The organism is Kitasatospora sp. NPDC001159, from assembly GCF_053598235.1.
On the sequence record NZ_JBSFJV010000113.1, the window covers coordinates 1393 to 23425 of the forward strand.

The following is a 22033-nucleotide window of genomic DNA, read 5'->3' on the forward strand; positions in this document are numbered from 1 at the left end:
GTGGTCCAGCGCAGTGGCGAGACCGGGTCGCCCACCTCCCGCGGCTTGATCAACGACTCCAGTGCCGCCACCAGACCGGGATCGCGTTCAGCGGCAGATTTGCGCCCGCCTCCGGGCCGGCGCACCCGTCCCAGCACCTCCGCCCCGCCCGCGAGCTCCTCGCACCCCCGGGCGACGGTCGACTCCGACACCTCCGCCAGCCTGGCCACCGCCGCGACCCCACCACGTCCCAGAGCCTGGGCCTCGGAGGCCAGGTATAAGCGGCGCTGCCGCTCGTCCAGATGCGGTAACACTGCCGCGAACTTCGCATCCAACACCGCCAGGACATCATCCGGAATCGCCACAGCAGCTCATCTACCATGCCGATCCGTGAAGTTAACCCGAAACCGGCAGTAGTTTCCTTACGGGTCCTTGGAAGACTGCAACTTGAAAGATCACGGACAAGTGATGAGCGGCCCTCCGCCGCAGGGGGCTCGCCCGCCGTGGAAGCGGTCATTTACGCTGGTGAGGTGCTCATCCTTGTTCGCCGCCGCCACGTGGACCTGCTCCGCGTGACGAGCATGTCCTGTCGACGCTCCGGCTGAACCTCGCGCCACCCACCCTCAACGGCGGCCCCAGCGGCCGCCGCCACCTCCCGGCTCCCGGAGCACCCCGCCGCACCAGGCGCAGCTCCGGCCCCTCCCGGTCGACCACCGGGACCGACCGGGACGAGACCCAGCGGATGTCACACATGACGCAGCAGCACACGCCCGTACCCGGAACCGGCTCCACCGAGTCGCTCCCCGAAGCCCTCCCGGTGATCGACCTCTCGCTCGCCGACGGCAGCCCGGAGGACCGCCTCCGCCTGCACGACGACCTGCGCGCCGCGGCCACCGGCGTCGGCTTCTTCCAGCTCGTCGGCCACGGCGTCACCCCGGAGGAGACGGCCGCGCTCACCACCGCCATGCGCGCCTTCTTCGCCCTCCCCGAGGCCGACCGGCTCGCCGTGAGCAACCTCAACTCCCCGCACTACCGCGGCTACACCCGCACCGGCGACGAACGCACCGGCGGCAGCCAGGACTGGCGCGACCAACTGGACATCGGCGCCGAGCTGCCGCCGCACGTCCCCGGCGCCGGCGAGCCCGCGTACTGGTGGCTGGAGGGGCCCAACCAGTGGCCCGACGCACTCCCCGAGCTACGCACCGCCGCCCTCGGCTGGATCGACCACCTCGGCGGGGTCGCCCGCCGCCTGCTCCACGAGCTCCTCACCGCGATCGGCGCCCGCCCCGACTTCTACGACGACGCCTTCGCCGGCCACCCCCACCTGCGCCTCAAGCTGGTCCGCTACCCGGGCACCGCCCCGGACGGCGCCGGCCAGGGCGTCGGCGCCCACAAGGACTACGGCTTCATCACCCTGCTGCTGCAGGACACCGTCGGCGGGCTCCAGGTCGAGCGCCCGGACGGCACCTTCCTGGACATCCCCCCGCTCGACGGCGCCTTCGTCGTCAACCTCGGCGAACTGCTGGAAGTGGCCACGGACGGCTACCTCAAGGCCACCAGCCACCGCGTGGTCAGCCCGCGCGGCGCCCGCGAGCGCTTCTCCGTCCCGTTCTTCTACAACCCCCGCCTCGACGCCCACATCGAGCCGCTCGACTTCCCGCTCGCCCACCACGCCCCCGGCGCCACCGAGGACCCCGACAACCCCCTCTTCGCCGAATTCGGCCTCAACGAATGGAAGGGCTACACCCGAGCCCACCCCGAAGTCACCCGCCGCCACCACGCCACCGTGACCGAACCCGCCGCCCGCTGACCCGTCGGCGGGCCTCGGGCCCCGGGGTGGGCCCCGGGCCGCGTGCGCGGCGAGATCGTACGGGTCTGCCAGAGGGCGCGGTCATCGGACGGGAAACCCATCGATGGACCTGGCCGCACAGCACTGTCACACTGCTGGTGTCACAGCAGGAGTGTGCCAGCGCGGGAGGCAGCAGATGGGGGAGCACGGCGCCGTCGTGGGGGAGGTACGGCTGACGGTGGATGAGTTGGCGGCGCGGGCCGGGGTGACGGTGCGGACGGTGCGGTTCTACGGGACCAAGGGACTGCTGCCGCCACCGGAGTTGGGGCCGCGGCGGGTGGGGTTGTACGGGGCGGAGCACCTGGACCGGTTGGGGCTGATCGAGGAGTTGCAGCGGCAGGGACTGACGCTGGCGGCGATCGAGCGGTACCTGGCGCGGCTGCCGGAGGACAGTACGCCGCTGGATCTGGCGATCCACCGGGCGCTGGTGGCGTCCTGGACGCCGGAAACCCCGGAGGAGGCCACCAGGGCGCAGCTGGAGCGGCGGGCCGGGCGGGGGCTGTCCGAGCAGCAGGTGGAGCGGCTGGTCGCGATGGGGGCGCTGGAGCGGACGACGGATCCGGAGGTGTTCCGGGTGGATCCGGGCCTGCTGCCGCTGGGCGTGCGGATCCTGGACGTGCCGATCCCGTTGGAGACGCTGCTGGCCGCCCGGACGGTGGTGCTGGAGCACAGCCGGGCGACGGCCCGGGAGTTGCAGCGGCTGTTCCGGGAGACGGTGTGGAAGCCGTACCGGGAGAGTGAGCCGGCCCCCGATGAGCTGGCCCGGATGAAGGCCCTGACCGACCACATCCAGCCGATGGTGGCCCAGGCGCTGGTCACGGCGTTCCAGCGGTCGCTGCGGGAGGAACTCGGCGAGGAACTCGGCGAGGAACTCGGCGAGGAACTCGACGAGGAGTGAGGAGCCGGGCGGGGAGCCTGCGGAATCGGGACGGGGAGCCGGACAAGGGAATCGGGCCGGGATCCGGGTGAGGCCGTGAGGGGCACGGCCTCACCCGGATCCGCCTGGTCCAGGGCCGGGCTCAGTCGGTGAAGGTCCGCCCCTCCGCCGCGATCCGCTCCAGCAGCGCCGGCGGCGCGAAGCGCTCGCCGTACGCGGCGGCGAGTTCGCGGGCGCGGGCCGCGAAGCCGGCCGGGCCGCCCCGGTAGCCGTTGATGTACTGGAACACGCCGCCGGTCCAGGCCGGGAAGCCGATGCCCAGGATCGAGCCCACGTTGGCGTCGGCGACCGAGGTCAGTACGCCCTCCTCCAGGCAGCGCACCGAGTCCAGCGCCTCGCTGAACAGCATTCGCTCCTTGAGGTCCTCGAACGGGACGTCGGCGACGTCGACGTCCGGACGCGAGAAGTGCTCCAGCAGCCCCGGCCAGAGCCGCCCGCGCTTGCCGTCCTCGCCGTACTCGTAGAAGCCCGCGCCGCCGCTGCGCCCCGGGCGGCCGAACTCGTCGACCATCCGGTCCACCACCGCGTCCGCCGGGTGCGGCGTCCAGGTGCCGCCGTCGGCCTCCACCGAGCGCCGGTACTCGTCGCGGATCTTGCGCGGCAGGGTGAGGGTCAGTTCGTCCATCAGGGAGAGCACCTTGGCGGGGTAGCCGGCCTGGGCGGCGGCCTGCTCGATGCTGGACGGGTGGATGCCCTCGCCGACCATGGCGACGCCCTCGTTGAGGAACTGGCCGATCACCCGCGAGGTGAAGAAGCCGCGCGAGTCGTTGACCACGATCGGGGTCTTGTCGATCTGCCGGACCAGGTCGAAGGCGCGGGCGAGCGCCTCGTCGCCGGTCTGCGGGCCGCGGATGATCTCGACCAGCCGCATCTTGTCGACCGGCGAGAAGAAGTGCAGGCCGATGAAGTCGCCCGTGCGCTGGACGCCCTCGGCGAGCAGGCCGATCGGCAGGGTGGAGGTGTTGGAGCAGAGCAGCGCGTCGGGGGCGACGACGCCCTCGACCTCCTGGAACACCTTGTGCTTGAGCTCCGTGTTCTCGAAGACGGCCTCGATCACCGCGTCGCAGTCGGCCAGGTCGGCGGCCTCGGCGGTGGGGGTGATCCGGGCGAGCAGCGCGTCGCGCTTGGCCTCGGTGGAGCGTCCGCGGGCGACGGCCTTGTTCAGCAGCCCCTCGGAGTAGGCCTTTCCGCGCTCGGCGGCCTCCAGGCTCACGTCCTTGAGCATGACCTCGATGCCGGCCTTGGCGCAGGCGTAGGCGATGCCGGCGCCCATCATCCCGGCGCCGAGCACGGCGACCTTGCGGACCAGCCGCTTCTCGACGTCCTCGGGGCGCCCGGCACCGGAGTTGACCGCCTGCATGTCGAAGAACAGCGCCTGGATCATGTTCTTGCTGGTCTGCCCGCAGGCCAGCTCGGTGAAGTAGCGGGCCTCGATCGCCATCGCGGTGTCGACGTCGACCTGGCTGCTCTCCACCGCCGCGGCCAGCACGTTGCGCGGGGCCGGGTAGGGCGCGCCGTTCAGCTGCTTGCGCAGGTTGGCCGGGAAGGCGGGCAGGTTGGCGGCGAAGGCGGGGGTTGCCGGGGTGCCACCGGGGATCTTGTATCCCTTGACGTCCCAGGGCTGGACGGCGGTCAGGTTGGCCTCGATCCAGGCCTTCGCCCGGGCGGCCAACTCCTCCGGGGTGTCCACCAGTTCGTGCACCAGGCCGTGCTCCAGCGCCTGCGCCGGGCGGTACTGGCGGCCCTGCAGCAGGAACTTCAGCAGGGCGTCGGTGATGCCGAACAGCCGTACCGTACGGACCACTCCGCCCCCGCCCGGCAGCAGACCGAGGGTGACCTCGGGCAGGCCGATCCGGCTGGCCGGGGTGTCCAGCGCGATCCGGTGGTGGCAGGCGAGGGCGATCTCCAGGCCGCCGCCGAGCGCGCTGCCGTTGACGGCGGCGACGACCGGCTTGCCGAGGGTCTCCAGGGTACGCAGCGAGCGCTTGATCCGCATGGACTTCTCAAAGACGGCCTCGGCGTCCTCGGGGCGGGCCGCGGAGAGCATCCGCAGGTCCCCCCCGGCGAAGAAGGTCTTCTTGCCGGAGGTGATCACCACGCCGCGCAGCGCGTCGCCGAGCTCGGCCAGCCGCCCGACCACGGTCTCGAAGTCGGCGGTGAAGGCCTCGTTCATGGTGTTGACGGACTGGGTGGGGTCGTCGAGGACGAGGGTGACCACGCCGTCCTGGTCCTGCTCCCAGCGGATGGTGGTGGTGTCGCTCATCAAGTTCTCCAGGTCTACCGGTCTGCTGGGGAGGGGGTCAGACGCGCTCGACGACGGTGGCGATGCCCATGCCGCCGCCCACGCAGAGAGTGATCAGGCCGTAGCGCAGGTCGCGCCGCTCCAACTCGTCGATCACGGTGCCGAGCAGCATCGCGCCGGTGGCGCCGAGCGGGTGGCCGAGGGCGATCGCGCCGCCGTTGACGTTCACCTGGTCGTGGCGGAAGCCGAGTTCGCGGATGAAGCGGAGCGCGACCGCCGCGAAGGCCTCGTTGATCTCGACCAGGTCGATGTCGGCGGCGGTGAGGCCGGCCTTGGCGAGCGCCTTGTGGGTGGCCGGGGCGGGGCCGGTGAGCATGATGGTCGGCTCGGAGCCGGAGACCGCCGCGGAGACGATCCGGGCGCGTGGGCGCAGCCCGTACCGCTCGCCGACCTCGCGGTTGCCGATCGCGACCAGGGCGGCGCCGTCCACGATGCCGGAGGAGTTGCCCGCGTGGTGGACGTGGTCGATGGCCTCCACCCAGTGGTACTTCTGCAGGGCCACGGCGTCGAAGCCGCCGGCCTCGCCGATCGCCGCGAAGGAGGGCTTGAGACCGGCCAGGGTCTCGACGGTGGTGCCGGGGCGGATGAACTCGTCGCGCTCCAGCACGACCAGTCCGTTGCGGTCGCGCACCGGGACCACCGAGCGGTCGAACAGGCCGTCCGCCTGGGCCTTGGCGGCGCGGGCCTGGGACTCGGCGGCGAAGGCGTCCACGTCGGTGCGGGAGAAGCCCTCGATGGTGGCGATGAGGTCGGCGCCGATGCCCTGCGGGGCGAAGTTGGTCTCGTACGCGGTCATCGGGTCGGCGAACCAGGCGCCGCCGTCGGAGGCCATCTTGACCCGCGACATCGACTCCACGCCGCCGGCCAGGATGAGCTCCTCCCAGCCCGAACGGACCTTGGCGGCGGCCAGGTTGACGGCTTCCAGGCCGGAGGCGCAGAAGCGGTTCTCCTGGACGCCGGCCACGGTGTCGGGCAGGCCGGCCGCGACGGCGGCGATCCGGGCGATGTCGGAGCCCTGGTCGCCGATCGGGCTGACCACGCCGAGCACGATGTCGTCGATCGCGGCCGGGTCCAACTCTGGGTAGCGGTGGCGAAGTTCACGGATCAGACCGACGACCAGGTCGATCGGCTTGGTGCCGTGCAGCGAGCCGGCGGCCTTGCCGCGGCCGCGCGGGGTGCGGATCGCGTCGTAGACGTACGCTTCGGTGGTCACGATGGAAATGCCTTTCGGGGCAGGGGGTTCCTGAGGGTTCCGGACGGGGCTCAGCCGAGGATGGAGCGGCCGACGATCTCCTTCATGATCTCGGTGGTACCGCCGTAGATGGTCTGGATGCGGCCGTCGGTGAACGCCCGGGCGACCGGGAACTCGCTCATGTAGCCGTAGCCGCCGTGGAGCTGCAGGCAGCGGTCGGCGGTGCGCTTCTGCAGTTCGGTGGCCCACCACTTGGCCATCGAGGCGTCGGCCGGGGTGAGCGCGTAGCGGTTGTGCTCGGTGATGCAGCGGTCGACGAAGGTCCGGGTGATCGCGCACTCGGTGGCCAGTTCGGCGATCTCGAAGCGGACGTGCTGGAGATTGGCCAGCGGACGGCCGAAGGCCTCGCGCCGCTTGACGTAGTCGGTGGTGATCTCGACCAGGTGCTCGGCGCCGGCGATCGCCGCGGCGGCGATGGTGAGCCGCTCCTGGGCGAGGTTCTGCATCAGGTGGACGAAGCCGCCGTTGAGCTCGCCGATCAGGTTCTCCTTCGGCACCCGAACGTCCTCGAAGAACAACTCGGCGGTGTCCTGGGCCTTCTGGCCGATCTTGTCGAGGTTGCGGCCGCGCTCGAAGCCGGGCGTGCCGCGCTCGACGGCGAGCAGGCTCAGCCCGTGCGCGCCGCCCTCGGGGGTGGTGCGGGCGACCACGATCACCAGGTCGGCGAGGATGCCGTTGGAGATGAAGGTCTTGGCGCCGTTGAGCAGGTAGTGGTCGCCCTGGTCGACCGCGCGGGTGCGGATGCCCTGCAGGTCGGAGCCGGTGCCAGGCTCGGTCATCGCGATCGCGGTGATCAGTTCGCCGGTGCAGAAGCCGGGCAGCCAGCGGCGCTTCTGCTCCTCGGTGGCGAGCGAGGTGAGGTACGGGCCGATGATGTCGTTGTGCAGGCCGATCGCCAGCCCGGAGGCACCGGCCCGGGCGAACTCCTCGGCCAGCACGGCTGCGTAGCGGAAGTCCAGGGTGCCGCCACCGCCGTACTCCTCGGGGACGGCCAGGCCGAGCAGGCCCTGGCGTCCGGCCGCGAGCCAGACGGAGCGGTCGACGATGCCGGCCTTCTCCCAGCCTTCGTAGTGCGGCAGCACCTCCTTGGCGAGGAAGGCCTTCACGGTGGCCCGGAAGTCCTCGTGCTGCTCGGTGAAGATCTCGCGCTGCAACGCTACTCTCCTTGCTCTGCTGCGGAGTTGACGGCCGACGGGTCGATGGACGAAACTCGCCAGTCCCGGGCCACCTCGGCCGCGTCCGCGCCCGGCCGGGCCGGCGGGCGGCGCAGCGCGCCGGGGGTCGCGGAGAAGCGCGGGGCGGGGGCGGGCTGGGTGACGCCGTCCGCCTCGACGTACGTACCGCGCGCCGACAGGTGTCCGTCCGCTGCTGCCTGACGCATCGTCAGCACAGGCTCCACGCAGGCGTCCGAGCCGGCGAAGACGGTCTCCCACTCGGCCCTGGTCCGGGCGGCGAAGCGGGCGGCGATCAGGGCGCGCAGTTCGGGCCAGCGGGCGAGGTCGTACTGTCCCGGCGCGTCCGGGCCCAGCCCCAGCAGGCGGGCGAACTCGGCGTAGAACCGGGGCTCCAGCGCACCCACGGCGAGGTGCCCGCCGTCGGCCGCGCGGTAGATCGCGTAGAACGGCGCGCCGCCGTCCAGCAGGTTGACGCCCCGGCGGTCCTGCCAGTGCCCGGCCGCGAGCAGGCCCCACAGCATGCTGCCGAGGTGCGCCGCGCCGTCCACGATCGCGGCGTCGACCACCTGGCCGGCACCCGTGGCGCGGGCGTGGTGCAGCCCGGCGAGCAGGCCGACGACCAGGTAGAGCGAGCCGCCCGCGTAGTCGCCGAGCAGATTGGCCGGGATCCCCGGCGCCTCCTCCGCCCCGCCCTGTGCCGCGACCATCCCGAGCACCCCGGCCACCGCCGAGTACCCGAGGTCGTGCCCGGCGGTCGCGGCCCGCGGCCCCTGCTGCCCCCACCCGGTCATCCGCCCGTACACCAGCGCCGGATTGCGGGCCAGGCACACCTCCGGCCCGACCCCGAGCCGCTCCGCGACCCCCGGCCGGTACCCCTCGATCAGCAGGTCCGCCCGCTCGACCAGGTCCAGCACCCGCCCGGGGCCCTCCGGCGACTTCAGGTCGATCAGCACCGACCGCTTGTTCCGATTGGTCAGGTCGTACGCCGGATCCGTCCCCAGCGGCGAGGGCTCCGGCCGGTCCACCCGCACCACGTCCGCCCCGAGGTCCCCCAACAGCATCGCCGCGAACGGCCCCGGCCCGATCCCTGCGAGCTCCACCACCCGCACACCCGCCAGCGGCCCCGGACCGCCCGCGCCGCCCGCTGGACTGCTTGTGTCACGCACTGGCCGCAGACCCCTTCAGGGTTTGACAGTAAAGCTGTAACACTCGCGATGATAGGGAAGCGACCGACCGGTAACAAGACCTGCTCCCCCACCCCGTGTTGCCAGGGCGATCGGGCGTGAGCCGATTTCGCGGCCGGGGAGGAAGGGGCGGACGAATGTCGGGGTAATGACCTAGAGTGCGACTGATCTGTTACAGACGACACGAGGGAGCCGCCGTGACCGCCACCGCACGCACGATCGTCGCCGTCTCCGAGCGGCTGGTACTGACGCGGCCGCAGGAGGGGGACGTGGAGGCGCTGTTCGCCATCCACGGGGATCCGGAGACCAACCGGTACAACCCGCACGGGCCGCAGCGGGACATCGCGCAGGCGCAGGAGATGCTGGACGGGTTCGTGGCGGACTGGCCGCGGGACGGGGTGGGGTACTGCGCCGTGTCGACGAGGGAGGAGCCGGGGGTGATCATCGGGTTCGCCGGGCTGTACCTGAACACCCTGGACGGGGAGAAGGTGTTCAACCTGTACTACCGCTTCCGGCCGTCCGCGTGGGGCAAGGGCTATGCGGCGGAGGCGGCGCGGGCGGCGATGGCGGAGGCGCTGCCGCGGTTCCCGGGGATTCCGGTGACCGCGCTGATCCGGGCCGACAACCTGCCCTCGCGGCGGCTCGCCGAGCGACTCGGGCTGGTGGCCGATCCGGACGGGCGGATCGACGACGAGGAGCGGCTGATCCACCGGATGGCGTGAGCCGGGAATCCCCCGCCGGGGGGAGGGGGATCGGGCGCCGGACGGAGGCGCGGGCCCGGGGGCGGCGGCAACGTAGGGGGCATGAGGCGCAAAGAGGATGTCGTACGGGGGGTGGCGGCCGGAATCGCGATGGCCGCCACCGCGCCCTATCTGACGCTGAAACTGCTGTGGCTGACCGGCTCCCACGTGGGCGCGCGCGACCCGAAGGCGCTGGACAGCCTCTGGACTCTCAACCTCCTCACCTTCGGCATGGACGCGATCGCGCTGGCGCTCGCGCTCTCCTTCGTACGGCCGTGGGGGCGGCGGGCGCCGGCCGGGCTGGTGGCCTTCCCGATGTGGGTGGCGACCGGGCTGCTCGGGACGATCCTGGTGGCGGTGCCGGCGGACGCGCTCGCCTCGCTGGTGCTCGGGCCGGAGCACCGCACGCCGGATCAGCCGCACCTCGACGACACCATCGCGGGCTGGGTGTTCGCCCTCGTCTACGGCGGCTTCGGGGTGCAGGGCCTCTCGCTGATCACCGCGTTCGTGCTCTACGCCCGCCGGCGCTGGGCGGCCCTTCTGCGCAGCCGGATCGGCGACCTGCCCAGCTCCCCCACCCGCAACGTGCAGCGGTCCTTCGCCTGCGTCGCCGCGCTGGTCGCGCTGGCGGTCGCCGGGGTCCGGGCGTACTGGGCGGCCGGCGGGGAGGTGGGGCTGCCGATCCACTGGGTCGACCAGCGCACCCGGTCGATCGCCACGATGGACGCCACGACGGCGGCCATGGCGGTGGCCGCGACGGCCGCGACGCTGGTGCTGGTGTTCCGGATCGGGCCCGGACGGCGGCTCCGGGGGCCGCTGATGGTGGCGTGGCTGGGCGCCGGTTCGCTGTTCGGCTGGGGCGGCTACCAATTGGTGGCGTTCGGGACCGAGATGACGGTGAAGGACCTGCCGAGCGCGACACCGGGGCTGATGAACCTGGTGCAGGCCGGACAGTTCACGGCCGGGGTGCTGGTGCTGGCCGTCGGCGCGATGGCACTGACCGAACGGGCGGTGCGGCGGGAACAGCCGAGTGCACGGGCGACCCTGGGCGAAACAGCGCCCCCGAGCGACCTGGCCGCGCGATGACACCGACCCGCCGGGCGCCCGCTGACGTAAAGTCACCCGAGTGGACACGGGGGGCGGCTGGCTGCGGTCAGTGGTGGAGGCGTTGTTCGGGCGGCGGGCCCGGCTGCGCTGGGTGCATTTGGTGCTGGGCGGCGCGCTGCTGATGCCGTACTGGCTGCTGTCGATAGTGGGGCTCGGGGCGCTCAACCCTGACCAGGGGCACCGGCGACAGCTGCTGCTGCAGCTGCTGGCGCTGTTCACCTCGCTGCCGATGACGGCCGTCACCGCGCTGGTGCCGACCGTCCGGGGCCTGGAGGGCGCGGCCGCACGGGCGCTGTGCATGGTGGCGCGGCCGGAGGAGCTGACCACCGTCCCGGCCCGGTCCTGGGGAGCGAGGTGGCGCACCGCCGTCTGGTTCGTGCTGCACCTGTTCTCCGGCGGGGTGGTCGCCGGGATGACGCTGACCGGGGTGCCATTCTCGGTGCTGCTGATGAGGCTCGGCGGGTCCGAGGACCTCGCCCGGTACTGGGAGGACCGTTTCCCCGGCTGGATGCTCACCGGCCCGCTGCTGGGCCTGGCCGTCCTGCTGCTGGTCGTCTGCACCAATGCCGCCTTCGGTGCGCTGCTCGCCCGCTGGGCGCCCGCCTTGCTCGGCCCGACCCCGGAGGAGCGGCTGGCCGCCGCCGAGCGGCGGGCCGCCGTACTCTCCCAGCGCAACCGGCTGGCCCGTGAGCTGCACGACTCGGTCGGGCACGCGCTCAGCGCTGTCGGCATCCAGGCCTCGGCGGCGGCCCGGGTGCTGCGCACCGACCCGGACTTCGCCACCGAGGCGCTGCGGGCGATCGAGGAGACCGCGCGGGAGGCCGTCGCCGAACTGGACACCGTGCTCGGGCTGCTGCGCGAGGAGGAGGCCACCGCCGAACCGGCCGGGCCGACGCTCGCCGAGCTGGACGACCTGCTGCGCCAACTCGCCCGCACCGGTGTGACGGTGGACGCCGAGCTGGACCCCGGTCTGGCCGCGCTGCCCGCCGAGGTCTCCCGCGAGGCCTACCGGATCGTGCAGGAGGGCCTGACCAACGTGCTGCGGCACGCCGGGCCCGCCCCGGCCGGGCTGCGGCTCGCCCTGGACACGGACCGGCTGGAGATCGAACTGACCAACCCGCTCGGCCCCGCCCGCCCGAGCCGCCCGGGCGGCGGGCGCGGGCTGCGCGGGATCGGGGAACGCGCCACGACCCTGCGCGGCGGGAGCACGGCGGGCCCGAGCGAGGACGGAACGACGTGGCGGCTGGCCGTCTGGCTGCCGGTGGGAGGGACATCATGAACGAGAGCACCGGTAGCGAGAGCTTCGGTAACGAGAGCATCCGCGTGGTGATCGCGGACGACGAGCGGCTGGTCCGGATGGGCCTGCGGGTGGTGATCGACGCCGAGCCGGACCTCACCGTGGTCGGCGAGGCCTCCGACGGCGCCGAGGTCGTCCCGCTGGTGCGCGAGCTACGCCCGGACGTGGTGCTGATGGACGTCCGGATGCCCGGCATCAACGGGATCCGGGCCACCGAGCAGCTGGTCGGCGGAATGGCCGAGCCGCCGCGGATCCTGGTGGTCACCACCTTCGAGCACGACGACCACGTGTACGACGCGCTGCGCGCGGGCGCGGCCGGGTTCCTGCTGAAGCGGGCGCGGGCGGAGGAGATGGTCCAAGCGGTGCGACTGGTCGCGCGCGGGGACTCGCTGCTGTTCCCGGCGGCCGTGCGCGGACTCGCGCTGCGCCACGGCGCGGACGGCCGCCGGGAGGCCGCCGCCGGGGACCGGGGGCCGATCGGGCGGCTGACCGAGCGGGAGGGGCAGGTGCTGCGGCTGATGGCCACCGGGCTCAACAACGGCGAGATCGCGCGGCAGCTGGTGGTGAGCCAGGAGACGGTGAAGACGCACGTCGGCAGCGTGCTGACCAAGTTGGGCGCCCGGGACCGCACCCAGGCGGTGATCGCGGCGTACGAGTCGGGGTTCGTCCTGCCCGGCTGAGTCCCGGACCGCGGTTCGTACGGATGCGCACCGACTCGCGGAGAGGTTCCGCCCGCCCGCTACCAACAAGTAGAGTGCGGCATTCCCCTCAGCCGTCCGATACCTCCGTATCGCCTGGAACCACCTGGTGGCCGCATGACAGTCCGGACCAGCCCCGCGCTGTGGTGGCGCGCGGGCATCGCGCTCTCGGCGGGCCTCGGCCTGTCCCTCGGGGCGGCGTCGCTGGTGTACTTCACCGTGCAGAGCAATGTGATCGTGCTCGGCTACTTCATCGGCGCGGTCTACTGGATGATCAAGCGCGACACCGTGGACGCGCCCGCGCCCCGGCTGCGCGGCGCCGCCACGCTGTACATCCTGATCACCGGACTGGTCTCACACATCCTGCTCCAGCACGGCGCCAACCCGCTGCCCGGACTGGTCAGCGGGCCGGACCGGCTGGCGCACTGGTCGTCCTTCTTCCTGCACTACGTGACGCCGGTGATGGTGCTCGCCGACTGGCTGCTGCTGAAGCCGCGCAACGCGGCGGCCTGGAAGGACATCCCACTCTGGCTGGCCTTCCCGCTCGGCTACGCGGCGGTCGTGCTCGCCCGCAACGCGCTGTTCGACGACTTCCCGACGCCGTACCCGTACTTCTTCTTCGACCCGACCGGCAAGGGCTACGGCTACGTCTGGGGCCAGATCGCCCAGCTGACCGTGGAGTTCATCGTGCTCGCCGCGCTCGTCGTCGGGCTGGACCGGCTGGGCACGCGGGTCGCGGCCAAGCTGAGGCCCGCGAGGGCCTGATGATCTGACGGCCTGGCAGTCTGACGGTCAGATGACCGCCAGAGCCTCGGGTCCGCGGCGGCCGGCCCCGCACCCGTCCGGGAGCTCAGATCCGCCAGCCGCGGATCCGGTCGGCCGCCGCGTACACGTCCGCCCGGAACTCGGCGACGTCCCGGGCCAGCTCGACCAGCGCCCCGTACGGCGGGTCGATCCCCTCTCCGGCCGCGTGCATGTACGCGGCCGTCGTCATGCAGGCGTAGAGGTTGTTGCGCACCGGAAGCGGGCGCAGCAGCACGATGGTGTGCATCAGGGTGGCCGCGCACCAGGCGGGGTCGGCGTCGTGGCCGAGCTGGGCGGTGTTCACGCGGTGCCGGGCCACGGCGGCCTGCAGCGCCGAGTAGTCCCGCACGCTGAGATCCTCGGGGGAGGCCAGCTCCTGTACGTCGAGCAGCCAGCGCAGGTCGACGTGCAGCAGCGTCACACCCTCGTCCCTCACCGCGTCCCGGCCCTCATCGTGCCCCGACCCGCCGCCACTCCGGGCCCCGACCTCACACCCGCGCCGGGGCCGCTCACGCGACCGGCGCGTCCTCCGGGAACGCGGCGTCGAACTCCGCCTGGTGCGCCTTCCAGAACGCCACCGCGTGGTCCACGAACACCCGGCGCTGCTGCTCCCGCACGCTCAGGTCGTGGACGTACGCCTTCACGCTCTTGCCATCCGCGGCGGCGGCCTCGCGGATCGCGGCGAGCTCGTGTTCCGTGTACTCGATGTTGAGCGCAGGCATGCCGCCGATGGTACTGCAGCGCACGGAAGTTGGGAGCACGAACGACGCTTTCCCACCCATCGTCGAACGGTTTGCTGCCGATCCCTCCCCGGGCCCGTTCGGTCGGCCGGGCGGGTAGGCCCGAAGGAGGGCGCGGGTACGGCGCGTCGGATGACGCCCGGCGACCAGGACGGGCAGGAGTAGCCGCCGCACCGGCACCCCCGCCACACCCACTGGACCCGCCGCACCCGCTTCGCCCGCTACATCGGGTCCACCGCCCTCAGCTCGCCGTCCAGCTCCAGCCACCTGGTCAGCCCCAGGCCGCGCAGGAACGGCAGGTCATGGCTGACCACGATCAGCGCGCCCTGGTAGGCGGCCAGTGCCTGGGTGAGCTGGCGGACACTGGCGAGGTCCAGGTTGTTCGTCGGCTCGTCGAGCAGCAGCAGCTGCGGCGGCGGGTCGGCCAGCAGCAGGGCGGCCAGCGTCGCCCGGAACCGCTCGCCGCCGGACAGGGTGCCGGCCGGCTGGTCGGCCCGGGCGCCACGGAACAGGAAGCGGGCCAGCCGGGCGCGGATCGCGTTGTCCCCGGCCTTGGGGGCGAACAGCTTGACGTTCTCCACGACGGTCAGCTTGTCGTCCAGCAGGTCGAGCCGCTGCGGCAGGTGGCGCAGCGCCGCCGGGGTGGTGATCTGGCCCTCCAGCGGGGAGAGTTCGCCCGCGATGGTGCGCAACAGCGTGGTCTTGCCGGAGCCGTTGCGCCCGACCAGGGCGATCCGCTCGGGGCCGCGCAGGTCGAGGTCGACGGTGGTGCCGTAGGGCAGCTTGACCTTCTGCAGGGTGAGCACGGTGCGCCCGGCCGGAACGGCGGTGCGCGGCAGGTCGATCCGGATCTCGGCGTCGTCGCGTACGGCCTCCTCGGCGGCGGTGAGCCGCTGCTTCGCCTCCTCCAGCCGCTCGGTGTGCATGCCGGTGAGCCGGCCCGCCGTCTCCTGGCCCTTGCGCTTGAGCATCCCGGCGAAGATGTGCGGGTCGTTGCGGGTGACCGAGCGCTTCTTGCCGTACGAGGCGCTGCGGTCCAGCTTGACGCGGGCCTCGACCAAGTCCCGCTTCTGGCGCTGGACATCGGCCTCGGCGTTGCGCAGCAGCCGCTCGGCCGTCTCCTGCTGGGCGGCGAGGGTGCGCTCGTACTCGTCGAAGTTACCGCCGTACCAGGTGACTTCGCCGCCCCTCAGGTCGGCGATCTGGTCGACGCACCGGAGCAGCTCACGGTCATGACTGACGATCAGCATGACGCCGTTCCAGCCGGCCACCGTCTCGTAGAGCCGCTCGCGGGCGGCTCGGTCGAGGTTGTTGGTGGGCTCGTCGAGCAGCAGGACGTCGGGGCGGCGCAGCAGCAGGGCGGCCAGCCGCAGCAACACCGCCTCACCGCCGGAGAGTTCGCCGGTTGTGCGGTCTAGGCCGAGGCGGCGCAGGCCGAGCCGGTCGAGGGTGGCGCGGGCGCGCTCCTCGACGTCCCAGTCGTCGCCGACGGCGTCGAAGTGCCGCTGGTCCGTGTCGCCGGACTCGATGGCGTGCAGGGCCTCGCGGGCGGCCCGGATGCCGAGCGCCTCGTCGACCCGCATCCCGGTGTCGAGCGTCAAGCCCTGGGGCAGGTAGCCGAGTTCGCCCTCGACCCGGACGGTTCCGCCGGTCGGGGTGAGCTCGCCGGCGATCAGCCGCAGCAGGGTGGACTTGCCGGCGCCGTTGAGCCCGATCAGTCCGGTGCGGCCGGGGCCGACGGCGAGGTGGAAGCCGTCCAGGACGGGCTTACCGTCGGGCCACTCGAACGCGAGGTCGGTGCAGAGGACGGCGGTGGTGGGTTGTGCCATGTAAGGCCTCCCGGATGGTTGCTGAAAGGGGTGATGAGCAACACGGGGAGACACCGCGGGTGCGGAACCGGTACGGCCTGACAACAAGGGGGCGCGGCAAGGCGCTAGGGGCCGTGACTGAGGTCGCACACTCGCACACCGCGCGGCGGCAGCAGGGCCTGCGCGGCGGGGCGGTGTCCCGGGACCTCAGTAGAGCAACGGCCTTCTCCTTGTCTGGCTGATGACGAACTCCACGGTAGGGACGTCACCAGAGGCGTGCAACCGATTTATCCGGCCGCCGATGTACCCGGTCCCCGATTCACCCGGCCGCCGATTCATCGGCCCCGGGCGGAGGGCAGGTGCCGATCCGGTGCCGATCCGGTGACAGCCCCGTCCCGGCCGGGGGCGGATGTAAGGAGTTTCTTATCCACATGGCAGACTCCTCACCTGCCATACCTGCGGCCCCCGGGGCCGTACCCGAGGAACGGGCCGTATGGCGAGTAGTCAACAGGGGGATTTGAACTCATGTCATCGATATCCCGGCCGAGCCGTGCTGTCCTGGGCGCGTCCGTCGCCGCGCTGACCATGGTGGTCGCCACCGCCTGCGGGCCGGACAACAGCGACCCGGCCGGAGCCCAGACCACGGCTCCCACCGTCGCGGCCACCGCCTCCGGCAAGCCGGGCGCGGCCCCGATCAAGCTTCCGACGCTCGAAGAGCTGAAGACCTGGAAGCTCGAGGACTGGGACAAGTGGGCCCAGGCGAACGTCATCACCCCGGCGGTCAAGGGCTACTGGACCCTGCAGAAGCTGCTGAACGCCAAGCCGAAGCCGCTGCCGCAGGCACCCAACCAGGGCCCGACGCAGGCCCCGGCCCAGCCGACCGCGGCGCCGACCAGCGCGGCCCCGGCCCAGCCCACCGCGGTCCAGCCGCCGACCGGGCCGGACCAGCTGCCCGCCGTGGTCCCGGCGAAGCCGGTGGCGCACCCGTTCCCGAAGAACATGCACGTCAACGGCAAGATCTTCTTCAAGGACGGCAACGACGACTACGTGTGCTCCGGCACCGTCGTCTCCGACCCGGCCAACCCGGGCAAGAGCAACCTGGTGTGGACCGCGAGCCACTGCCTGCACGGCGGCAAGGGCAACAAGTACTACACCGACATCACCTTCGCCCCGGCCTTCAACAGCAACGGCGTGCTGAGCAACGGCAACAAGCAGAAGTCCAAGCTGGAGGACGCCGAGCCGTACGGCGAGTGGGGCGCCACCTCCGGCATGGTCTCGCCGCAGTGGACGGCCGAGGCCGACCCGGAGCACGGCGGCCCGTGGAGCCAGTACGACTTCGGCATCATCAAGGTCGCCAACCCCGACCCGAACGGCAAGTCGCTGGAGGAGACCGTCGGCGGCTCGGTGCCGCTGTGGTTCAACGCCCCGCGTGACCAGCTGACCGCCGTCTCCAACTACGGCTTCCCGGAGGGCAAGCCCTTCGACGGCGTCGAGCTGGAGCACTGCGACGGCGGCAAGCCGGCCGCGAAGGCCGGCGTCCCGGACCGCCCGGCGATGCTGATGATCGGCTGCAACATGACCGGCGGCAGCAGCGGCGGCGGCTGGTACGCCACCAAGGACGGCAAGCCGGCCCTGGTCAGCGACACCTCCATCGGCAACGGCGCCAACACCTACGAGGCGGGCCCGTACCTGGAGGACGTGGCGGCGCGCATGTTCGACTACTTCTCCAAGAAGGCCAAGTGAGCCGCTGAACCGGCGACCCACCGAGTGACCGGCCCCGGGGGCCGCGGCTGCCACAGCCGCGGCCCCCGGGCTTTTCCGGTCCGGGGCCCGCTCCTCCTACAATCGGGCCCATCATGAGCGCCACACTCGTAGTCAAGGACCTCAGCGCCGGCCACGGCGAACGCACCCTCTTCTCCGGCCTGGACCTGGTGGTCGCCCCCGGCGACGTGATCGGCCTGGTCGGCGTGAACGGCGCCGGCAAGTCGACCCTGCTGCGCCTGCTCGCGGGCCTGGACGCCCCCGAGGCCGGCTCGCTGCGGCTCAGCCCGGCCGGTGCCAACGTCGGCCACCTGCCTCAGGAGCCGGAGCGGCGCGCGGGCGAGTCGGTGCGCGAGTTCCTGGCCCGGCGTACCGGTGTGGCGGCGGCGCAGGCCGCGCTGGACGAGGCCACCGAGGGCCTGGTCGAGGGCCGGGCGGGCGCCGACGACGCCTACGCGGCGAGCCTGGACCGCTGGCTGGACCTCGGCGGCGCCGACCTGGAGGAGCGGGCCGAGGAGGTCGCCGACTCGCTCGGCCTGAAGGTCTCCCTCGACCTGCCGATGACGGCGCTCTCCGGCGGCCAGGCCGCCCGCGCGGGCCTGGCCTCGCTGCTGCTCTCCCGCTACGACGTGTTCCTGTTGGACGAGCCCACCAACGACCTCGACCTGGACGGCCTGGAGCGGCTGGAGGCCTTCGTCAAGGGCCTGCGCGCCGGTACCGTGCTGATCAGCCACGACCGCGAGTTCCTGGCCCGCACCGTCACCAAGGTGCTGGAGCTGGACCTGCACCAGCAGCAGGTCAACCTGTACGGCGGCGGCTACGAGGCGTACCTGGAGGAGCGGGCGGTGGCCCGCCGGCACGCCCGCGAGGAGTACGAGGAGTACGCCGACACCAAGGCCTCGCTGGAGGCCCGGGCGCAGATGCAGCGCAACTGGATGGAGCACGGCGTGCGCAACGCCCGCCGCAAGGGCGGCGACAACGACAAGAAAGCCCGCGCCACCCGTGCCGAGTCCACCGAGAAGCAGGCCTCCAAGGCCCGGCAGACCCAGCGGATGATCGAGCGGCTGGACGTGGTCGAGGAGCCGCGCAAGGAGTGGGAGCTGCGGATGGAGATCGCCACCGCGCCGCGCTCCGGCTCGGTGGTCGCCACCCTGCGCGGGGCGGTCGCCCGGCACGGCGACTTCGGCTTCGGCCCGGTGGACCTGCAGATCGACTGGGCCGACCGGGTCGCCATCACCGGCGCCAACGGCGCGGGCAAGTCCACGCTGCTGGCCGCCCTGCTCGGCCGGCTCGAACTCGACGGCGGCAGCGCCGTGTTGGGCTCCGGCGTGGTGGTCGGCGAGGTGGACCAGGCGCGCGGGCTGTTCTTGGGCGGCGAGCCGCTGGCGGAGGCGTTCGCGGCCGCCGTCCCGGACCTCACGCCGGAGGAGGTACGTACCCTGCTGGCCAAGTTCGGCCTCAAGGCGGTGCACGTGCTGCGTCCGGCCGACACCCTCTCCCCCGGCGAGCGCACCCGGGCCGCGCTGGCGCTGCTGCAGGCGCGCGGGGTGAACCTGCTGGTGCTGGACGAGCCCACCAACCACCTGGACCTGCCGGCGATCGAGCAGTTGGAGTCCGCGCTCGGCTCGTACACCGGCACCCTGCTGCTGGTCACCCACGACCGGCGGATGCTGGACACCGTGGCGGTGAACCGGCGGATCGAGGTCCGGGACGGGCGGGTGCACGAGCTCTAGCCGCCCCGGACCGGCCCCCGGATTGGTCTCGACCTCTTTCCGGATCAGCCGTCATGTGCTGAGCTGTCGGCCATGGTTGACAGCACAGGCAGTGCGGTGACCGGGACGCCGTACCCGAGCATCCCGCTCACCCCGGTGACGGTGCCCGCCCACGAGGCCGAGGCCCGCGGCAAGGCCTTCCACGACGTGATGGCGCAGCGCCGGACCGTCCGCGACTACGCCACCCGCCCGATCCCGGACGGGGTGGTCGAGTGGGCGGTCCGCACCGCGAGCACCGCGCCCAGCGGTGCGCACGTCCAGCCCTGGCGGTTCGTGGTGATCACCGACCCGGAACGCAAGCGGCGGCTGCGCGAGGCGGCCGAGGCCGAGGAGCGCGAGTTCTACGGCCACCGGGCCTCGGAGGAGTGGCTGGCCGCGCTGGCGCCGATCGGCACCGACTGGCGCAAGCCGTTCCTGGAGGACGCACCGGCCGTGATCGTGGTCTTCGAGGTGCACAAGGGGCCGCAGTCGCCGCGCCCGTACTACACCAAGGAGTCGGTGGGGATCGCGGTCGGGCTGCTGCTGGCCTCGCTGCACCAGGCCGGACTGGCCGCGCTGACCCACACCCCCAGCCCGATGAGGCTCCTCAACGAGGTGTGCGACCGCCCGGCGGAGGAGCGGGCCGCCTATGTGATCCCGGTCGGCTACCCCGCCGAGGGGGCGCGGGTGCCGGATCTGCGGCGCAAGGAGCTCGACGAGGTGATGGTCCGGCTCTGACGCGCCGGGGCGGCGCTGGGCGCGCCCCCGGGCCGGCCGGGGCTCCGAATGGTGACAGGTCCGGGCCAAGGACATAATCGCCGCCATGAGCCAAGCACAGCCACGGTCCTGTGGCCCCGCCCCCGTGGCACCGGAGGCCACCACCGGGCGGCCGCCCGAGCTGCTGCGGCTGCCCGGCGGCCTCCGGCTGCACCGCCGCCGCAGCACCCACGCGGCGGCGCTGAACAAGGCCGTCCGCGCCAACCTGGACCATCTGCGGCCCTGGATGGAGTGGGCGGCGGAGGCCCCCACCCGGGCCCGGACCACCGCGCTGACCCGGGCCGGCACCGCCGCCTGGGAGGCCGGCACCGACTTCATGTACCTGGCCGGCCTGGACGCCGAACCCGGCCGGGTGGTCGGCGCCTTCGGGCTGCACGGGCGGATCGGCCCGGGCGCGCTGGAGATCGGCTACTGGGTCGCCGCCCGGCACGTCGGCCGGGGCATCGCCACCAGCGCGGCCGGGGCACTGACCGAGGCCGCGCTGGCGCTGCCCGGGATCACGCGGGTGGAGATCCGCTGCGACCAGGCGAACGGCGCCAGCGCGGCCGTCCCGCGCAAGCTCGGCTACCGGCTGGACCGGGTGGCCGAGGCCGCCGTCCGGGCTCCGGGCGAGACCGGACGGCAGCTGGTGTGGATCATGGAGCGCTAGCCGCGCGGTCCGGCTCCTCGGGAACCTCGGTAGCGCTGACCGCGCCCCGGGTCCTCAAGGACCTCAGTAGCGCTCGCCGGTCGGCGCCGGCAGCGCGTCCAGCTCGGCCAGGTCGGCCGCCGAGAGCTCGACCTCGGCCGCGCCCACGTTGTCCACCAGGTAGCGCGGCGTCTTGGTGCCCGGGATCGGGAAGACGTACCGGCCCTGCGCCAGCACCCAGCCCAGCGCGACCTGCGCGGGGGTGGCGCCGAGCCGGTCGGCGATCTCCTTGACCTTGCCGACCAGCGCCAGGTTGGCCTTCAGCGCGTCCTGCTGGAAGCGCGGCAGTCGGCGGCGGAAGTCGTCGGCGGGCAGCTCGTCGAAGGAGGAGATGTTGCCGGTCAGGAAGCCGCGGCCGAGCGGCGAGTACGGCAGGAAGGCGATGCCCTGCTCCTCGGTGTAGGGCAGCACGTCGGCCAGCACGTCCCGGGTCCACAACGAGAGTTCGGACTGCACCGAGGCCACCGGGTGCACCGATTGGGCCCGCTTGATCTCCTCGACGGTCACCTCGGAGAGCCCGATCCGGCGCGCCTTGCCGGCCTTGACGGTCTCGGCGAGCGCGCCCCAGGTCTCCTCGATCGGGACGGCCGGGTCGACCCGGTGCAGCTGGTAGAGGTCGACGTGGTCGGTGCCGAGGCGGCGCAGGCTGTCGTCGATCGAGCGGCGCACGTGCTCGGGGCTGCCGTCGCGGGCCCCGGTCCGGCCGATCTGGCCGGGGACGATGCCCACCTTGGTGGCCAGGAAGGCGCGCTCGCGGTACGGGCCGGCCAGCGCGGTGCCGACCAACTCCTCGTTGGTGAAGGGGCCGTACATGTCGGCGGTGTCGATCAGGGTGACGCCGAGGTCCAGCGCCTGGCGGATCACGCCGACCGACTTCTCGTCATCCCGGTTCTGCACGTCGTAGGCGAAGGTCATCCCCATGCAGCCGAGGCCGATGACGCCGACCTCAGGGCCGTTGCTGCCGAACGAGACGTTGCGCATGCAGTGCTCCGATTCGATGTCCGCGGGTTGGATCAACGCCTTCCAGCTTCCACCTTCGAGTGCGCTCAAGGTCAAGTCCGGCGCGGAGTTGGCTTGATCCAGTCGCCGAAGCCGCCGTCGAGCACCAGTTCCGCGAGCCGCGTGTACCCTCTGGCGCCCGGGTGTGCGCCGTCCGCCGCCTCGGCCTCGGCCACCCAGGCCGG

General features: G+C 72.6%; 19 protein-coding genes and 1 pseudogene. 11 read left to right on the top strand and 9 right to left on the bottom strand.

The genetic code is table 11. From position 1 onward, the window contains the following. Positions 1-317 (bottom strand): annotated as a pseudogene (locus tag ACWC9T_RS35300) (ISAzo13 family transposase); the annotation flags it as partial. A 413-nt stretch (positions 318-730) separates the two neighbouring features. Here ACWC9T_RS35300 and ACWC9T_RS35305 point away from each other — a divergent pair. Together ACWC9T_RS35305 and ACWC9T_RS35310 are read left to right on the top strand one after the other, a co-directional pair. Further along, the gene (locus ACWC9T_RS35305; protein WP_449825139.1) at positions 731-1789 is read left to right on the top strand and encodes an isopenicillin N synthase family dioxygenase; all 1059 of its coding nucleotides are present in this window, start codon (positions 731-733) and stop codon (positions 1787-1789) included. A gap of 175 nt (positions 1790-1964) precedes the next feature. Continuing rightward, the gene (locus ACWC9T_RS35310) at positions 1965-2726 is read left to right on the top strand and encodes a MerR family transcriptional regulator (RefSeq protein WP_449825140.1); all 762 of its coding nucleotides are present in this window, start codon (positions 1965-1967) and stop codon (positions 2724-2726) included. A gap of 121 nt (positions 2727-2847) precedes the next feature. Here the strand turns inward: ACWC9T_RS35310 and ACWC9T_RS35315 are convergent, their stop codons facing one another. Genes ACWC9T_RS35315 through ACWC9T_RS35330 form a run of 4 tightly spaced genes read right to left on the bottom strand, consistent with a single transcriptional unit; the run spans position 2848 to position 8603 of the window. Further along, complete coding sequence (locus ACWC9T_RS35315; RefSeq protein WP_449825141.1) at positions 2848-5028, bottom strand: 3-hydroxyacyl-CoA dehydrogenase NAD-binding domain-containing protein; 2181 nt, start codon at positions 5026-5028, stop codon at positions 2848-2850. A gap of 37 nt (positions 5029-5065) precedes the next feature. Next, positions 5066-6280: an acetyl-CoA C-acetyltransferase gene (locus ACWC9T_RS35320; protein WP_449825142.1), complete on the bottom strand. Its 1215-nt coding sequence runs from the start codon at positions 6278-6280 to the stop codon at positions 5066-5068. A gap of 50 nt (positions 6281-6330) precedes the next feature. Next, complete coding sequence (locus ACWC9T_RS35325) at positions 6331-7473, bottom strand: acyl-CoA dehydrogenase family protein (RefSeq protein WP_449825143.1); 1143 nt, start codon at positions 7471-7473, stop codon at positions 6331-6333. Positions 7474-7475: 2 nt separating this feature from the next. Then, positions 7476-8603: a CaiB/BaiF CoA transferase family protein gene (locus tag ACWC9T_RS35330; RefSeq protein WP_449825158.1), complete on the bottom strand. Its 1128-nt coding sequence runs from the start codon at positions 8601-8603 to the stop codon at positions 7476-7478. A 272-nt stretch (positions 8604-8875) separates the two neighbouring features. Between ACWC9T_RS35330 and ACWC9T_RS35335 the strand changes: the two genes are divergently transcribed. From ACWC9T_RS35335 to ACWC9T_RS35355, 5 genes are all read left to right on the top strand, one after another. Continuing rightward, on the top strand, positions 8876-9400 hold the full coding sequence (locus ACWC9T_RS35335) for a GNAT family N-acetyltransferase (protein ID WP_449825144.1): 525 nt from the start codon (positions 8876-8878) through the stop codon (positions 9398-9400). A gap of 81 nt (positions 9401-9481) precedes the next feature. Then, entirely contained in the window at positions 9482-10504 is a 1023-nt protein-coding gene (locus tag ACWC9T_RS35340) for a hypothetical protein (protein WP_449825145.1), read from the top strand. Between the two features lie 40 nt (positions 10505-10544). Continuing rightward, entirely contained in the window at positions 10545-11804 is a 1260-nt protein-coding gene (locus ACWC9T_RS35345; protein WP_449825146.1) for a sensor histidine kinase, read from the top strand. Next, the gene (locus tag ACWC9T_RS35350) at positions 11801-12502 is read left to right on the top strand and encodes a response regulator (protein ID WP_449825147.1); all 702 of its coding nucleotides are present in this window, start codon (positions 11801-11803) and stop codon (positions 12500-12502) included. The genes ACWC9T_RS35345 and ACWC9T_RS35350 overlap by 4 nt, the downstream gene beginning before the upstream one ends. A gap of 135 nt (positions 12503-12637) precedes the next feature. Beyond that, complete coding sequence (locus ACWC9T_RS35355; RefSeq protein WP_449825148.1) at positions 12638-13285, top strand: Pr6Pr family membrane protein; 648 nt, start codon at positions 12638-12640, stop codon at positions 13283-13285. An 85-nt stretch (positions 13286-13370) separates the two neighbouring features. Here the strand turns inward: ACWC9T_RS35355 and ACWC9T_RS35360 are convergent, their stop codons facing one another. From ACWC9T_RS35360 to ACWC9T_RS35370, 3 genes are all read right to left on the bottom strand, one after another. Further along, the gene (locus ACWC9T_RS35360; protein ID WP_449825149.1) at positions 13371-13745 is read right to left on the bottom strand and encodes a toxin Doc; all 375 of its coding nucleotides are present in this window, start codon (positions 13743-13745) and stop codon (positions 13371-13373) included. Between the two features lie 88 nt (positions 13746-13833). Then, positions 13834-14046: a hypothetical protein gene (locus ACWC9T_RS35365; protein WP_449825150.1), complete on the bottom strand. Its 213-nt coding sequence runs from the start codon at positions 14044-14046 to the stop codon at positions 13834-13836. Positions 14047-14285: 239 nt separating this feature from the next. After that, entirely contained in the window at positions 14286-15893 is a 1608-nt protein-coding gene (locus tag ACWC9T_RS35370) for an ABC-F family ATP-binding cassette domain-containing protein (RefSeq protein ID WP_449825151.1), read from the bottom strand. 504 nt (positions 15894-16397) lie between these two features. Between ACWC9T_RS35370 and ACWC9T_RS35375 the strand changes: the two genes are divergently transcribed. From ACWC9T_RS35375 to ACWC9T_RS35390, 4 genes are all read left to right on the top strand, one after another. Then, positions 16398-17615, top strand: coding sequence for a trypsin-like serine peptidase (locus ACWC9T_RS35375; protein ID WP_449825152.1), 1218 nt, complete (start codon positions 16398-16400; stop codon positions 17613-17615). 113 nt (positions 17616-17728) lie between these two features. After that, the gene (locus ACWC9T_RS35380) at positions 17729-19366 is read left to right on the top strand and encodes an ABC-F family ATP-binding cassette domain-containing protein (RefSeq protein ID WP_449825153.1); all 1638 of its coding nucleotides are present in this window, start codon (positions 17729-17731) and stop codon (positions 19364-19366) included. Positions 19367-19438: 72 nt separating this feature from the next. Beyond that, positions 19439-20122, top strand: coding sequence for a nitroreductase family protein (locus ACWC9T_RS35385; protein ID WP_449825154.1), 684 nt, complete (start codon positions 19439-19441; stop codon positions 20120-20122). A gap of 85 nt (positions 20123-20207) precedes the next feature. Beyond that, positions 20208-20810, top strand: a complete 603-nt coding sequence (locus tag ACWC9T_RS35390) for a GNAT family N-acetyltransferase (protein WP_449825155.1) — start codon at positions 20208-20210, stop codon at positions 20808-20810. Positions 20811-20873: 63 nt separating this feature from the next. Here the strand turns inward: ACWC9T_RS35390 and ACWC9T_RS35395 are convergent, their stop codons facing one another. Next, positions 20874-21830 carry an aldo/keto reductase gene (locus tag ACWC9T_RS35395; RefSeq protein WP_449825156.1) on the bottom strand — a complete coding sequence of 319 codons (957 nt, stop codon included), beginning with the start codon at positions 21828-21830 and terminating at the stop codon, positions 20874-20876. Positions 21831-22033 lie beyond the last annotated feature (203 nt).

What these genes read in the sequence shown, in the direction of transcription:
- ACWC9T_RS35395 (WP_449825156.1), bottom strand. Translation starts at nt 21,830, where the DNA reads ATGCGCAACGTCTCGTTCGGCAGCAACGGCCCTGAGGTCGGCGTCATC.
- ACWC9T_RS35390 (WP_449825155.1), top strand. Translation starts at nt 20,208, where the DNA reads ATGAGCCAAGCACAGCCACGGTCCTGTGGCCCCGCCCCCGTGGCACCG.
- ACWC9T_RS35340 (WP_449825145.1), top strand. Translation starts at nt 9,482, where the DNA reads ATGAGGCGCAAAGAGGATGTCGTACGGGGGGTGGCGGCCGGAATCGCG.
- ACWC9T_RS35355 (WP_449825148.1), top strand. Translation starts at nt 12,638, where the DNA reads ATGACAGTCCGGACCAGCCCCGCGCTGTGGTGGCGCGCGGGCATCGCG.
- ACWC9T_RS35310 (WP_449825140.1), top strand. Translation starts at nt 1,965, where the DNA reads ATGGGGGAGCACGGCGCCGTCGTGGGGGAGGTACGGCTGACGGTGGAT.
- ACWC9T_RS35365 (WP_449825150.1), bottom strand. Translation starts at nt 14,046, where the DNA reads ATGCCTGCGCTCAACATCGAGTACACGGAACACGAGCTCGCCGCGATC.
- ACWC9T_RS35385 (WP_449825154.1), top strand. Translation starts at nt 19,439, where the DNA reads ATGGTTGACAGCACAGGCAGTGCGGTGACCGGGACGCCGTACCCGAGC.
- ACWC9T_RS35370 (WP_449825151.1), bottom strand. Translation starts at nt 15,893, where the DNA reads ATGGCACAACCCACCACCGCCGTCCTCTGCACCGACCTCGCGTTCGAG.
- ACWC9T_RS35315 (WP_449825141.1), bottom strand. Translation starts at nt 5,028, where the DNA reads ATGAGCGACACCACCACCATCCGCTGGGAGCAGGACCAGGACGGCGTG.
- ACWC9T_RS35375 (WP_449825152.1), top strand. Translation starts at nt 16,398, where the DNA reads ATGTCATCGATATCCCGGCCGAGCCGTGCTGTCCTGGGCGCGTCCGTC.
- ACWC9T_RS35350 (WP_449825147.1), top strand. Translation starts at nt 11,801, where the DNA reads ATGAACGAGAGCACCGGTAGCGAGAGCTTCGGTAACGAGAGCATCCGC.
- ACWC9T_RS35380 (WP_449825153.1), top strand. Translation starts at nt 17,729, where the DNA reads ATGAGCGCCACACTCGTAGTCAAGGACCTCAGCGCCGGCCACGGCGAA.
- ACWC9T_RS35305 (WP_449825139.1), top strand. Translation starts at nt 731, where the DNA reads ATGACGCAGCAGCACACGCCCGTACCCGGAACCGGCTCCACCGAGTCG.